At 33.3% G+C, this 14,545-nt stretch carries 10 protein-coding genes; 4 read left to right on the top strand and 6 right to left on the bottom strand.

Annotation, left to right across the window (positions count from 1 at the left end):
* Positions 1-154: 154 nt before the first annotated feature.
* The 6 genes from FLV_RS09820 to ytxJ form a co-directional block, all read right to left on the bottom strand.
* On the bottom strand, positions 155-2,143 hold the full coding sequence (locus FLV_RS09820) for a DUF349 domain-containing protein (RefSeq protein ID WP_243233354.1): 1,989 nt from the start codon (positions 2,141-2,143) through the stop codon (positions 155-157).
* A 485-nt stretch (positions 2,144-2,628) separates the two neighbouring features.
* Positions 2,629-3,378 carry a shikimate dehydrogenase family protein gene (locus FLV_RS09815; RefSeq protein ID WP_243233353.1) on the bottom strand — a complete coding sequence of 250 codons (750 nt, stop codon included), beginning with the start codon at positions 3,376-3,378 and terminating at the stop codon, positions 2,629-2,631.
* Positions 3,378-4,775: a tetratricopeptide repeat protein gene (locus FLV_RS09810; RefSeq protein ID WP_243233351.1), complete on the bottom strand. Its 1,398-nt coding sequence runs from the start codon at positions 4,773-4,775 to the stop codon at positions 3,378-3,380. Before FLV_RS09810 ends, FLV_RS09815 begins: the two co-directional genes overlap by 1 nt.
* A gap of 280 nt (positions 4,776-5,055) precedes the next feature.
* Entirely contained in the window at positions 5,056-6,246 is a 1,191-nt protein-coding gene (locus FLV_RS09805; protein WP_243233350.1) for an aspartate aminotransferase family protein, read from the bottom strand.
* 102 nt (positions 6,247-6,348) lie between these two features.
* Positions 6,349-8,016, bottom strand: coding sequence for an OstA-like protein (locus FLV_RS09800; RefSeq protein WP_243233347.1), 1,668 nt, complete (start codon positions 8,014-8,016; stop codon positions 6,349-6,351).
* A 361-nt stretch (positions 8,017-8,377) separates the two neighbouring features.
* The gene (gene ytxJ / locus FLV_RS09795) at positions 8,378-8,767 is read right to left on the bottom strand and encodes a bacillithiol system redox-active protein YtxJ (protein WP_243233345.1); all 390 of its coding nucleotides are present in this window, start codon (positions 8,765-8,767) and stop codon (positions 8,378-8,380) included.
* A gap of 209 nt (positions 8,768-8,976) precedes the next feature.
* On the opposite strand from ytxJ, the gene clpB reads away from it, so the two are divergent.
* From clpB to FLV_RS09775, 4 genes are all read left to right on the top strand, one after another.
* Positions 8,977-11,583 (top strand): ATP-dependent chaperone ClpB, encoded by a 2,607-nt coding sequence (gene clpB, locus FLV_RS09790; RefSeq protein WP_243233343.1) that lies wholly within the window; start codon positions 8,977-8,979, stop codon positions 11,581-11,583.
* A 182-nt stretch (positions 11,584-11,765) separates the two neighbouring features.
* Positions 11,766-12,254, top strand: coding sequence for a T9SS type A sorting domain-containing protein (locus FLV_RS09785; RefSeq protein ID WP_243233341.1), 489 nt, complete (start codon positions 11,766-11,768; stop codon positions 12,252-12,254).
* 21 nt (positions 12,255-12,275) lie between these two features.
* The gene (locus tag FLV_RS09780) at positions 12,276-13,307 is read left to right on the top strand and encodes a hypothetical protein (protein ID WP_243233335.1); all 1,032 of its coding nucleotides are present in this window, start codon (positions 12,276-12,278) and stop codon (positions 13,305-13,307) included.
* A gap of 356 nt (positions 13,308-13,663) precedes the next feature.
* The gene (locus tag FLV_RS09775; protein ID WP_243233333.1) at positions 13,664-14,542 is read left to right on the top strand and encodes a DUF808 domain-containing protein; all 879 of its coding nucleotides are present in this window, start codon (positions 13,664-13,666) and stop codon (positions 14,540-14,542) included.
* Positions 14,543-14,545 lie beyond the last annotated feature (3 nt).

Here is a 14,545-nt window from a genome sequence, read left to right as displayed (position 1 = left end):
AGATATTGTTGATTACTAAATGGTAAACTGTAACTCAAATATAATCAATATTTTAGAGTTTTGTTTTGCTGATTTGTTATTGAAAAGTAAAAGCATTAAAAAGGGTGTAATGAAAATTTCATTACACCCTTTTTAAATTTGTTAAGCCAAAATCTTATTCCTGATTTAGGTTACGTAATTGTTTTAGTTTGTCTTTCCATACCTCCAGACTTTCTTTGTGAATAGCGATATTTTTACGAACTTCAAGAACTATTGAATTTTCTTTCTTTGCATTTTTTGTATTGGTAAAAAACTGAATATTGTTTTCTAATTGGAAAATTTCATTTTGAACCTCTTCAATTTTACGCATTATGAAAATCTTTTCGTTGTCTAGTTTACGGATATCATTGCTTTCAGATAAGGAATCAATTCTGTTGGCAAAACGCATCATTTCTGAATCTTTCTTGCTTAGACTTAATTTTTCAAAAAGTGCATCTAATATTTTATTGAATTTACCTTCGATATGACGTCTTGAAAAAGGAACTTTTCCAAAACTTTTCCAGGTTTCAATATGTAATTTAATAGCATCCAGATCTGTTTTGTGATCTCCTGTAAGTTCGAATGATCTTATAGCTTCTAAATATGCTTTTTTGTTGTCAAATGCTGCTACTTCTTCTGTGTTTTCCTCGGATTTGTGTTCCTTTAATTTGTCAAAATAATGATTACAGGCATCTTTAAATTCTTTCCAGATTTTATCAGAATATTTTTTAGGAACATGGCCAATTTGTTTCCATTCTTCCTGAATTTGCTTCATGATTGGAGTAGTCGCACCAAAATCTGTACTTTCCTGTAATTCTTTGGCTTTTGCTACAAGAGCCATTTTTTTATTTAAATTATCGTTTTGATCTTTTTTAATGTCTTTATAGAAAGAATTTTTAAAAGAGTTAAAATTTCTAACAGCAGTTTTAAATGCAGCCCAAGTTTGTTCGTTTACTTCGCCTGGTACTTTACCCGCAGCAAAAAACTCATTTCTAAGTGCCTCAACTTTTTGTATTTGTACCAGCCATTGTGAATGAGAACCTACTTTTTCAGTTGCTAAAACTTCGATTGCAGCAATTATTTCTTTTTTAATTTCGAGATTTTGCTGTTCGTTTGCTCTTTGGCTTTCGAATAAAAGTTCTCTTTTATCATGAATTTTTTTAGTCAGTTCACTAAATTTATTCCAGATTGTATCACGGTGTTCTTTGGATACGGGGCCAATATCTTCTTTCCAGATTCTATGTAAATCCTGTAATTCACGAAATGCTTTGCTTATGTCTGTTTCGTTTACTAACGCTTCAACACGAGTAATGATTTTTTGTTTTTGTTCCAGATTGTATTTAAAATCCAAATCTCTTGCTTCACGGTCTAAATGCAGGTAATCATAGAAATTTTCTACATGAAAATGGTAATTATTCCAAACGTGATTGTATTTGTCTTTTGGAATTGCTCCGGCATTTTTCCATCTTTCTCTTAATTCATTAAAATGTTTAAGAGTATCTTTGATGTTTTCCTGCGGATTTATAAGTTCTTTTAGTTCCTCAACTATAGCAAGACGACTTTCTAAATTTGATTTTAAATTGGTTTGTAAATGTTTAAAATGAGCATTTCTTTTCTCTCGGAATATATTATAATATTCATCAAATTTTGATTTTAAAGGAGAATGATATTGGAATTCTTCGTTAGGATCCTGATTTGTAGCGTTGAATTCTTCTTTTTTCTCTTCAATAAGATGATTAAATTGGAGTGAAAATGATTTTTTAATTTCTTCAATATGGTCTTTAACAGACATCACTTTGTCTGTGTTTACCAATTTTTTTAATTCATCAACAAGTGCATCTAACGAAAAGGTATCATAATCCTGCATAGGAATGTCATGACGTTCTTTTAGCGTTTCGTCTTCGCTTTCTTCAGCATTAGAATTTGTTATGGCATCTAATGCTTCCTGATGATTTGTTTCTTCGACTTCAGTATTTTCTATTTCGCTTTCAGTAAGTGAAATTTTATTTTCTGTTGTTGTTTCAGAAATTGATGTTTCAAGTGCATCATTATTTGAAGAATCATTCAGGTCGATTCCTAATTTTCCATCTGCTTCCTGCAGGTTATCATTCTTTTCTTCTAACATCTTAAATGTATAAGGTTTTTATTTTAAACATTGCGAAAGATAGTAAAGGCGTTTCTAAATACAAAATAAAACCTTTGTTTATGTGTGATTCTGTAATTAAATTCTTGTGTTTTGTTGTGTTTTGGGATTGTGAAGCGACTTTTTTTGTCGATTTCTCAAAGTTAATTTAAGTTCGAAATTAATAATTAATTTTTAAAAGAAAAATTTTGATCAAGAGGTTTGTTTCTTTTAATGAAGTGAAGTGCAATAAGCAAGTCGAAAGTTTAAAAGTCGTAAAGTCAAAAGAAGTAATGTTGTAAATAATGACAGAATATCAGTTTTTTGTGTCGTTTTTTTTTTTGATTTTAAAACACGACATTGTACTATGTTTGTTGTTTATATAAAACTTGATTATAAAAAAGTTAAAGTATTTTTTCATAATCAGCTACTAATGGAGTAACAAAATCACGAAAAATACTTTAACGGTTTATTTTGTGGTGCTATAATTATTTGTTCCAGATTTTCCATGCTTTTTCTGCCTGGAAAATAAGCATATCATGACCATTTTTTATTACTGCTCCTCTTTCTTTAGCATTTTTTAAAAATTGAGTTTCGGCAGGATTATAAATTAAATCATAAGCTATGTGTTTGTCTGTAAAAAAATCATAGGGAAGATCAGGACAGGCTTCGATATTTGGACTAGTTCCAACCGGTGTACAATTGATTATGATTTGAAAATTGTCAAAAGTTGTAGCGTTAATCAGATTGTAATCAATGATGTTTTCTTTAGCTTCTCTTGAAACAAAAGTATAAGGAATGTCAAGTTCATCAAGTGCAAAAGCAACCCCTTTTGATGCGCCGCCGGTACCTAAAATAAGGGCTTTTTTATGATGCGGTTCTAATAATGGCTTTAAGGATTTTTTAAAACCGTAATAATCTGTGTTGTATCCTTTTAGTTTTCCGTTTTTGGTAAATTTTATTGTGTTTACAGCACCAATTAAAGCAGCTTTTTTTGAGAGTTTATCCAAAAAGGGGATAACCTGTTCTTTGTATGGTATTGTAACGTTGAGACCTTTTAAGTCTGGATTGTTTTTAAGTAATCCTGTAAGGTGATTGATTTCAGAAATATCAAAATTTTCGTAGCTGTTACCGGCAAAAACTTCGTTATTAAATTTTTCTGTAAAATATCCTTTTGAAAAGGAGTAGCTAATATTGCGACCTAATAAGCCAAAACGTCTTCTTAAAATATCAATCATTATTCTTTTCTGTGTTTTTCAATATAATTTTGTACCATTTTTTTTGTCCAGACTACCGGAAATAAATCTTCGATTAAGATATAATTATCAAAATTTAAGCGTAAACCATTACTTAAGTGGAATTTAGCTTTTGTGTTGTCCTGAATCATAAAATACAATCCTGCTAAACGGTATTCTAATTCGTTTTCTTCCGGAAAATATTCAGAAGCTTGCAGTAATGTTTGTATGGCGCTGTCAAATTCTCCTAAAAATTGAAGAATATCTACCCAGAATAACCAGGTATCTAAGGCGTAATCACCAAATTCAACTGCTTTTCTATAACCAAACTCTGCTTCTTCAAAAAAGTTCATTTGTTTGTTAATGGTCGCATAGCGTTTCCAGTACAAACGATTCTGATTGTCTATAGCTAATGCTTTGTTGACAAAAAATAGTGCTTTTTGGAAGTTTTTCTGGCGAACGTAAAAATCAGTGATAGCAATCCATCCTTTGTCCAGAAGAGGGTCTTCATGAACCGTTTGGTTGTAATATTTTAGTGCTAAAACATTATTTCCTAATTTCTCGTAACATTTACCAATTCGCAATAAAGCGTATGAAGTTGCATCATCTAATTCGATGGTACGGTTATAGCTTTCTATTGCTTGCGTATATTTTTTAAGACGTTCGTAAGCTTTTGCTTTTTCCATGAATGCACCCAGAAATTCTTCGTCAATCAGGGTTGCGTAATCAAAAGCACGGATCGCATTTTCGTATTCTTTTATGCCATAATGCAATCGTCCAAGCTGATGCCAGGCAATTTCGCTGTATGGGTTCTTGTTGATATAATCATTAAGGTAAACAATGGCTTCCTGATTTTGATCTAAGAATTCAAAGCAGTAAACTACGTTGTATAAGGCAGACTGATCTTCTAAATCTTCTTCAAGGCATTTGATGAAACTGTCTTTTGCCATCTCAAGGTTATCCATAAAAAGATATTCCATTCCGATTAAGTTGTACACATCAGCAAAATCGTCTGTATATTGCAGGGCAATTTTAAGTAATTCTACTGCTTTTTCATGCTGGTCTCTTTTAGAACAAATATTGGCTTTCTGGATATAGATTTCCTCGTTGTTAGGTTCAATTGCATACAACTCGTTTAAAAGTTTTTCGGCGATATCTAGTTTATCGTCGTAAACCAACATTTCTACTTGTACTAATTTTAAGCCTGTAGATTTTGGGTGCTGGTCTAATGCAAGTTTTAAGGCTTTTTTTGCTAAATTAGCCTTGCCTATATCTAAATAATGAAGAATAATCTCTTCGAATTCTTCAGAATCAAAAAAGAGTACTTTGTTAGTTTTTAACATCGACTCAAATTTGGATAGGGATAGGTTATAATCTTCTTCTTCGTTGCTTAATTGCATACTTTGTGTTTTTGAAATTAGCCTGTTATAAATTTAGGCAACCATATCATTTTGTGAGGAAAGGAAATTAATTGTTTTGAACAATTTAATTAACAATATGGACAGAATTTATGTTCTGTTTTTAGTTATAATCTATTGATATGTAAAAGATTATTTAATTATTATTCTAATTTTTATTTTTAATCGGGATGCCTAGCCCAGATAGTAACGGTATCCTTTTGTTTTTTTCTTTAAAAAACAAAAGATAAAGTGAATAGCTGGAATTTGCTCCTAATTCTTATTATGCTTTTTGTTTCAGAATTTCATCCATAACATTTAAAATTATAGCACAGCCTTCTTTTATTTCTTCTTCAGAAATGGTTAATGGCGGTGTTATTCTGATGGCGCATCCTTCAAATAATAACCAGAATAGAATGAGCCCTTTATCCTGACAATTTAAAATTACCTGATTGGTTATTTCGGCAGTTTCAGTCATGGCGGCCAGCATTAATCCTTTTCCTCTAATTTCTTTTATCAAAGGGTGTACCAAAAGTGATCTGAAGAGTTTTTCCTTTTCTAAAGTTTCCTGCATCAGATTAGTTTCAGTTAATTCCTGCAAAGTCGCCAAACAGGCTGACGCAATGACAGGATGGCCTCCAAAAGTGGTGATATGTCCTAATTTTGGGTTCTCGGTTAAAAGATCCATTTTTTCAGCCGATGCCGTAAAAGCACCCACCGGCATTCCGCCACCCATTCCTTTTCCCATAACCACAATATCCGGAACGACGTTGTAGTTTTGAAAGCCGAATAATGTTCCGGTACGGCCAAAACCGGGCTGAATTTCGTCTACAATCATCATGGCACCTACTTCGTCACAGCGTTCTCGTACTTTTTGAAGGAAGTTGTCTTTTGGTTCAATAAAACCGGCTCCTCCCTGAATCGTTTCCAGTAAAATTGCAGCAGTTCGGGGGGTTATTTTTTGTAAATCTTCTTCGTTATTGAAAGTGATAAAATCAACATCCGGAAGCAAGGGACGAAAGGCTTGTTTTCGTTCTTCGAATCCCATAACACTCATAGATCCCATTGTGTTTCCGTGGTACGCATTGTGGCAGGAAATCAACTGACTGCGGCCTGTTGAGCGTTTGGCTAATTTAAGGGCGCCTTCGATTGCTTCTGTACCTGAGTTAACCAAATAGGTTTTGTTTAAAGATTCCGGCAGGAGTGAAGCTATTAATTTGCAATATTGAACGGCCGGGCTTTGTGAATATTCTCCGTAAACCATTACGTGCGAATATTTGTCTAACTGATCTTTTATGGCCTGATTGACTCTTGGGTGTTGATGACCAAGTGTGCAGGCAGAAACTCCGGCAACAAAATCTAAATATTTTTTATCGCTGGTATCATAAATATAAGAGCCTATGGCGTGTGAAACTTCCATTCCGAGGGGATATGGAGAAGTTTGTGCCTGATATTTTATAAAGTCTGGATTCATTTTTTGAGCTTCTAAGCAGCAAAGATACTAAGGTTCTAAGTTTTAAATTTTAAGCTTATGTTAGTTTTGCTAACTGAAAGTTTTGTAAATCGAAAACCTTAATTATTTTTTAGTTTTTGATTGTGGCATTGTACCGGTTTTTGCAGCTGGTTTCTTTTTGTCGTAATTTAAAGTTTCCTTCCTGACTTTCATCGGAACATTTGGTTTGGCAGCATCTGATTTCCCTTCTTTAACTAATTTATCATTGAGTTCGTTTTCTTCGGGAGGAAAAATATCATCTTTAGATTTTATTCGTTCCTCTCCGCGCCAGACAAAACCTTTTAATTTACGGTCATTTTCGGCTAATTCGTCTTCAGGATAACTATCGCTTTGCACGTTCTTAAAAAGGGTGATGTTGTCAACTTGGTTATTCTCTATAATAAGATTAATTCTGCTGCTTACACTTTTGTCGATTCCTACAAGTTCGTTTGCTGAATTTCGTGCATAATATATAGCTTCAGTGTTTTTTATAATATCTACATCATGAAGTTTTCCGTCCCTGAATTTTCCGAACAGGTTGAGGCCTTTGACCTGATTATATCCTGTTCCGAGCGTATCCTTCGATATAAGAAAGGTATTATTGAACACTTTAAGTGAATCTAATTTGCGGGTTTTGTTATCTCCAATTAAATGCATTAGATCCCCCGTAATCTGGCTTTCTCCATTCCATAAAATTGGATGTCCTATTAATTTAGTCAGAGCTGTTTTACTGTTTGAATGAAGGGAATCACATTTTCCACTCATATCGATTTTGTAAAAACGAACATTATTAAAAGCTCTGATGATTCTTTCGCCTTCTTTACCGGTAACCATTAGTTTTTTGCCGTGTATGTAAACCGAATCTTTTTCAACCAGATTTATGGCAACCGCTCTTTTGGTTACAAACATAGAATCCTTTAGTTTGTATAATTCGGCATAATGACCTTTTACAATTCCCTTATTTATAGAATCCGTAATTTTTACGTTTCGTGTTGCTGAAGCAAATTCGGTATTTCGATTATAAAATAAACTATCACCTTCTATTCGTCGGTCATCGTATTTTATGTACGATTTTCGGAGAAAGTGTGCCAGGTTTTTTTTGGTGTCGTAAAAACCATTTTCGGTATAGATATAATTTGTTTTACTTGTAATGGTTGATGGACCAAATAAGTAAGAATGCCCGGAATTGCTGTAATAATCTAAATGATTAGATTTCATAACATATTTAGGGTTTGTAAGCGTTACTTCCGTTAAAAACTGAAATTTTTTCTGAGCTACGTAATATCTTCCGGATTTGCTTACTAAGGTATTGTCTTTGTTGACAATTGTACCTTTAGTATTGTAAAAAACCTCTTGTACATTTCGGTCAAAATTGATGGTGTCTGTTTGTAATGTTGCATCGGGAGAAGTCATCACTGCATTTCCGGTTGCGAAAGCTTTTTTTACGTTACCGCTGTATTCAGCATATTTGCTGTTTAAGAATAAAGTATCGCCTTGTACGAGCTGTACGTTTCCGAAAGCTTTAATGTAGTTTTCTTTTTGAAAAAAATAGGCTTTATTGCAAGTAAGAACAACTCCGTCATGGTTTATTTTTACATTTCCGGTAAGCAAAAGTCCACCGGGAATTTCTACTTCGTTAACATCAGAAAAGTCTGAGTTTTCGACTATTATTTTTTTAGGAGCTTGTGCAAATACAGCTTGAAGACTTCCTAAAAGCAAACAAAAAGATATGAAAAAGAGTAATTTCTTCAATTGATTTAATTTTTGTCAAATTTATGAAAAAGGGAGCAACCTGAGTCGATATTAAGATTTATTTATAATGCATCTGCGAATAGAAATTTAACCCGTTAGTTAGAATTATTAAATGGATGTAATTATTAAAAACGTCAGTTCGAGTGTTTTTTGTGTAGAGAAACGGAACAAAAAAAGTATCGAGAACCTTTTTTAATGCTAATTTTTCTGTTCTCGATAGAATTTTCTATCGAAAAACACTCTAACTGACGAAAAATTATCATCAAAAACTAATTAAACCCAACGGCTTAGGAATTTATATTTAATTTAATTGAAATTCAATTTTTTTAGTAAACGATCTCTAAGAGAGTATTTAATGAATTTAAAGTTTGTTTTTGAGCGCTTCTGCATCAATATCGCTGTGTGAAACATCATAAACAGCTTTTCCATTTTTGATTAAAATTAATTGCGGGGATTCGTGATATACATTAAATCTTCTTGCAATTTCATTAGAAACATCACGGTGCGCAATCAAATCGAGAAAATAAGGTTCGACAGTATCATTCAGATCAAATTTGCGCTCAAACTGTTTCAGAGCCATTCGACTGATACTGCATCGTGTACTGTGTTTGAAAATTACGACAGGCTTTTCATTCGATATTGCTTCAATTTCCTGTAACTGTAACAGGTCAGTTAATTCTGTCCAGTTTATATTGCTTTTAGGAGAGTCTGTACTCTCTGAATTTCCGAAGATTGAATTGAAAAAACTCATATTTGACTTGTTTTGTGACTTTTTGACGTTAATTTTTGACTAAAAAACTATAAATAATGTCATTTTGTCTGTGATTTTAATATGGAATATATTTTGAATGTTTCAGCAAAGTTATATCATTTAAAATTAAAAACAGGATCCGGTAAATCTAATTTTAATGGTATCAATTGTCAAATTAAAAAATAAAGAAAACTTAAATCATACAAAAAATGAACATAAATAAATTTACAACAAAATCTCAGGAAGCCATTCAGCTATCCCAGCAATTGGCGCAGCGATATGGACAACAACAAATAGAAAATGAACACATTTTTAAAGCCATTTTTGAGGTTGATGAAAATGTTGCACCCTTTATTTTGAAAAAACTTAACGTAAATGTGCCGTTGTTTTTACAAATTTTAGACTCGACAATTCAAAGCTTTCCAAAAGTTTCAGGAGGCGATATTGTACTTTCGAGAGATGCCAATAAAGCTTTGAATGAAGCCGAAATTATTGCTCAGAAAATGAACGATGAATACGTTTCGATCGAACATTTAATTTTAGCCATTTTTGATTCAAAAAACAAAGTTGCACAAATTTTAAAAGATCAGGGTGTAACCGGAAAAGCTTTAAAAGCTACTATTGAAGAGCTTCGAAAAGGCGAAAGAGTGACTTCGGCTTCTGCAGAGGAAACTTATAATGCTTTAAATAAATATGCTAAAAATTTAAACCAATTAGCAAGTACAGGAAAACTGGATCCGGTTATTGGCCGTGATGAAGAAATTCGCCGTGTATTGCAAATCCTTACCCGAAGAACCAAAAACAATCCGATGCTGGTGGGTGAGCCAGGGGTTGGTAAAACAGCTATTGCAGAAGGTTTAGCACACAGAATTGTTGATGGCGATGTACCGGAAAATTTAAAAGATAAAATCGTTTTTTCTTTAGATATGGGAGCATTGATTGCCGGTGCAAAATATAAAGGGGAATTCGAAGAAAGATTAAAGTCAGTAGTAAAAGAAGTTACAGCTGCCGAAGGAGATATCGTTTTGTTTATAGATGAGATTCACACGCTTGTAGGCGCAGGCGGAGGTGAAGGTGCTATGGATGCAGCAAATATCCTTAAACCAGCTTTGGCTCGTGGGGAATTAAGAGCAATTGGAGCGACGACTTTAGATGAATATCAAAAATATTTTGAAAAAGATAAAGCCCTGGAGCGTCGTTTTCAAAAGGTATTAGTAGATGAACCGGATACGGAAAGTGCGATTTCGATTTTGCGTGGAATCAAGGAAAAATATGAAACACACCATAAGGTTCAGATAAAAGATGAGGCAATTATTGCTGCGGTTGAACTTTCGCAACGTTATATTACGAATCGTTTTTTACCGGATAAAGCTATCGATTTAATGGACGAAGCTGCTTCAAAATTGCGTATGGAAATCAACTCTAAACCGGAAGAATTAGATGTTTTGGATCGTAAGATTATGCAGTTGGAAATCGAAATTGAAGCGATCAAACGCGAAAAAGAAGAAAGCAAACTTAAAATCCTGCGTATGGATTTGGCAAATCTGAAAGAAGAACGCAACGTAATTTACACCAAATGGAAAACTGAAAAAGATGTTGTAGATGGAGTTCAGGCAGTAAAATTAGAAATAGAAGATTTTAAACACGAAGCTGAGCGTGCAGAGCGTGAAGGTGATTACGGAAAAGTAGCTGAAATTCGTTATGGAAAAATAAAAGAAGCTCAGGAGCGTCTGGATACTTTACAAAAGCAATTACAAGAATATCAATCCGGAAATTCTTTAATTAAAGAAGAAGTTACCCGCGAAGATATTGCAGAAGTAGTGGCAAAATGGACAGGGATTCCGGTGATGAAAATGCTTCAGACCGAAAGAGAAAAACTGCTGCATCTTGAAGAAGAACTGCATAGAAGAGTAGTGGGGCAGGAAGAAGCGATTGAAGCAGTAAGTGATGCTGTTCGCAGAAGCCGTGCAGGATTACAGGATATGAAAAAACCGGTTGGAACGTTTTTATTCCTCGGAACAACAGGAGTTGGTAAAACAGAGTTGGCAAAAGCTTTGGCTGAATATCTTTTTGATGATGAAAATGCCATGACCCGTATCGATATGAGTGAGTATCAGGAGCGCCACAGTGTGAGCCGTTTGGTTGGTGCTCCTCCGGGATATGTAGGATATGATGAAGGTGGTCAATTGACAGAAGCGGTACGTAGAAAACCATATTCGGTAATTTTGCTTGATGAGATCGAAAAAGCGCATCCGGATACTTTCAATATTTTATTACAGGTTTTGGATGAAGGTCGATTGACTGATAACAAAGGTCGTCTGGCCGATTTTAAAAACACGATTATCATCATGACATCTAATATGGGAAGTCAGATTATACAAGAGAAATTTGAGAATCTAAAAGGCGGTGTCGAAGCCGCAACAGAAGCTGCAAAAGTAGAAGTTCTTGGCTTGTTGAAACAAACTGTTCGTCCGGAATTTATAAACCGTATCGATGAAATTGTAATGTTTACGCCGTTAACAGTCGACAACATTTCGAGAATTGTGAGTTTACAGCTTAAGAGTGTTAGTAAAATGCTGGCATTGCAAGGTATTACAATGGATGCAACTCCGGAAGGAATTAAATATCTTTCAGATAAAGGTTATGATCCTGAGTTTGGTGCAAGACCGGTAAAACGAGTAATTCAACGTGAGGTTTTAAACCAGTTATCGAAAGAAATACTGGCTGGAAATATTACTACTGATAGTATTATTTTAATCGATGCGTTTGATGGTAAATTGGTTTTTAGAAATCAAACTGCAGAAGCAGTGAAGTAAAAGCTTAGTTTTTAATAGTTTGGGAGCACCAGTTCTAAAGCTGGTGTTTTTTTGTTCTATAGCAAGATTTTAATGTAAGAATTAATATATATTTGAATTAAGATTTTAGATTGAATTCACCTTTAATTTAATGAATAAAATGAAATCTTGATAAGTAAATAATTCACTATTAAATCAATTATATGAAAGGAAACCAACAAACTTTTTTTATTTTATTTATTACCAGTATTTCATTTGTAAGCAGTTATTCGCAAGAGAGCGTAGTGGTTGCAGGAGGAAATACCACCGGAACAGGAGGTACAGCGAGTTATTCAATTGGACAAACAGTTTATACAGGTTTATCCGGGTCTGATGGATATGTTTTGCAAGGTATTCAACAACCTTATGAGATAACTACGTTAGGAGAAAATGAATTTCCTGATATTAATCTGGCAATGACTGCATATCCAAATCCTACTATTGATCTGCTTAATTTAGTTGTATCAGCTGATAAATGGAATGAATTATCGTATAATTTATTCGATATCAGCGGAAAAAAGGTATCTGGAAATTTGAAAATAACATCTTCTGAAACAACAGTACCCATGCATGGATTGAATGAGGGAATTTATTTTCTGGTAATAAATAATGGTAACAAAACAATAAAAACTTTTAAAATCATAAAAAAATAACAATTAAATCGTAGAATATATATGAAAAAAATTACTCTTGCATTATTATTAAGTTCTTTTACTGTTTTATTTGCGCAGGCCCCACAGAAAATGAGTTATCAATCTGTTATTCGTAAAACAGACGGGACATTAGTTGCAAATACCTTGGTAAGTATAAAAAGTAGTATTTTATTAGGTTCAGCAAGTGGCACGGCTTCTTATGTTGAAACACAAACCACCACCACGAATAATAACGGATTAGCAACAATAGAAATAGGTGGAGGAACACCAGTCAACGGAACTTTTGCAGGTATAAATTGGGGAGCCGGTTCTCATTTTATTAAAACCGAAATTGACCCAACAGGAGGAAGTAATTACACTATCAGTGGTACAAGTCAGCTTTTAAGTGTTCCATACGCCTTATATGCTGGAAGCAGTCAAAACCCGGGTAAAACGAGTATCGTATTAACGGGAGATATTACAGATGCACAAGCTACGGCGAAAATAGCAGCGGAGTTTGGGCCTAATACAGAAAATATATATGTCAATGGCACAACTAATTTGACAACTTTAGATCTAAGTCAGGTAAAAAGTTTAATAGATTTGAATATAAGCGATAATTTAAAATTAGTTACTATAAATTTAAATAGTCTTACAGAAGTTTATAATGACTTACATATAGAAAATAACGAAAAGGTCAATTCAATTTTATTTCCAGCCATAAAAGTAGTACATGGTGATAATGCTAATATTTCAAATAATGCCTCTTTGACCTCTATTTCTTTCCCTTTACTAACTAAATCAAAGGAACTTTCTTTTAGGCTTAACCCTCTTTTAACGTCTATTGATTTGCCATCATTATCTTTTGTTCGTAATTCTGAAGGGATTAGTTTTAGGCATAATGCGCTCCCAAGTTCTCAGGTTAATTTAATTTTAAGCAGACTGCTAAATCTAACTTCTCAACAAAATTATATTGAGCTGCACAATCAAAATCCAGCTGCTCCTCCAACAGGACAAGGGATTACAGATAAAGCTACTTTAATAAGCAAAGGTAATATTGTTACAACAGATTAATTCATAATTATTTTAATAAACTAAGAAAATCACCAATCAAAAGTTGGTGATTTTTTTTAGATTAAATCCGTAAATAATGAAACTTTTTCTAAAATTCATATAAATAAAAAGACTCTTGGTATGTTGATCTTTACAGTAACTTAAAACAAACATTATGAACAATATATTTAGAGGATTGCTGGCCGGATACGGTGCAAAAAAATTAGGAGGAGGATGTTTTGGTACTATAATCGTTTTTATAATTCTTTGGTTTTTGTTAGGGCAGTGCAGTTAAAATTAAAATCCGATTTCGTTTAAAAAAATAGGATAAAAAGTAGTAGATTCGCACCACTAACATTAAAAAAAAGCAAAATATAATGGCATCAGGTTTTTTCGTACTATTAGATGATATCGCAGCAATTATGGATGATGTTGCAGTAATGAGTAAAGTGGCAGCAAAAAAAACAGCCGGAATTTTAGGCGATGATTTAGCCGTAAATGCAGAGAAAGCTTCTGGATTTGCTTCTTCAAGAGAGCTTCCTGTACTTTGGGCAATTAGTAAAGGCTCACTTCTTAATAAAATCATTATTCTGCCGATTGCCTTTTTATTAAGTGCCTTTTTACCCGTTGCAATTATTGTAATTTTGGTTCTTGGTGGATTATTTTTGGCCTACGAAGGAGCTGAAAAAATCTACGAATTTGTATTTCCTCATTCACATGAAGAGTCAGAAGGAATAACAGAAGAAACTTTTACTGAAGAAGAAATTTTGGCAATGGAAAAAGGGAAAATAAAATCTGCCATCATAACCGATTTTATATTATCAGTAGAAATTGTAATTATTGCTTTGGGTACGGTGATTGAAGAGCCTTTGATGCAGCAAATTGTTGTAACTTCAATAATTGCATTAATTGCAACTATCGGTGTTTATGGTATTGTTGCCCTTATTGTGAGAATGGATGAGGCTGGTTATAAACTTATTAAATTTAGCAAAAGAGAAAAAAGTATATCTAAACTTATTGGTACTGTTTTAGTAAAAGCGCTGCCGTTGGTTATAAAAAGCTTAACTGTAATTGGCACTATTGCATTATTATTAGTTGCCGGAGGTATTTTTGTACATTATATTCCATTCTTTCATCATTTATCTGAAGGTATTCAACTTCCTTCCATACTAAAAGAATTTGTAACAGGACTTGTTTTAGGATTTGTTGTTTTAGTATTGGTGAATTTGTTTAAAAAACTTTTCAAAAAAGGCTAACCC

This window comes from Flavobacterium pectinovorum, assembly GCF_022802975.1.
In the GTDB taxonomy this organism is placed as follows: Bacteria; Bacteroidota; Bacteroidia; order Flavobacteriales; family Flavobacteriaceae; genus Flavobacterium; species Flavobacterium pectinovorum_B.
The sequence above is the reverse complement of the archived record's forward strand: the minus strand, read 5'-3'. Positions and strand labels throughout refer to the sequence as shown.

Excerpts from the sequence above, each read along its gene's own strand:
- FLV_RS09815 (WP_243233353.1), bottom strand. The coding sequence starts at position 3,378 with ATGATTGATATTTTAAGAAGACGTTTTGGCTTATTAGGTCGCAATATT.
- FLV_RS09785 (WP_243233341.1), top strand. The coding sequence starts at position 11,766 with ATGAAAGGAAACCAACAAACTTTTTTTATTTTATTTATTACCAGTATT.
- clpB (WP_243233343.1), top strand. The coding sequence starts at position 8,977 with ATGAACATAAATAAATTTACAACAAAATCTCAGGAAGCCATTCAGCTA.
- FLV_RS09780 (WP_243233335.1), top strand. The coding sequence starts at position 12,276 with ATGAAAAAAATTACTCTTGCATTATTATTAAGTTCTTTTACTGTTTTA.
- FLV_RS09810 (WP_243233351.1), bottom strand. The coding sequence starts at position 4,775 with ATGCAATTAAGCAACGAAGAAGAAGATTATAACCTATCCCTATCCAAA.
- FLV_RS09820 (WP_243233354.1), bottom strand. The coding sequence starts at position 2,143 with ATGTTAGAAGAAAAGAATGATAACCTGCAGGAAGCAGATGGAAAATTA.
- FLV_RS09805 (WP_243233350.1), bottom strand. The coding sequence starts at position 6,246 with ATGAATCCAGACTTTATAAAATATCAGGCACAAACTTCTCCATATCCC.
- ytxJ (WP_243233345.1), bottom strand. The coding sequence starts at position 8,767 with ATGAGTTTTTTCAATTCAATCTTCGGAAATTCAGAGAGTACAGACTCT.
- FLV_RS09775 (WP_243233333.1), top strand. The coding sequence starts at position 13,664 with ATGGCATCAGGTTTTTTCGTACTATTAGATGATATCGCAGCAATTATG.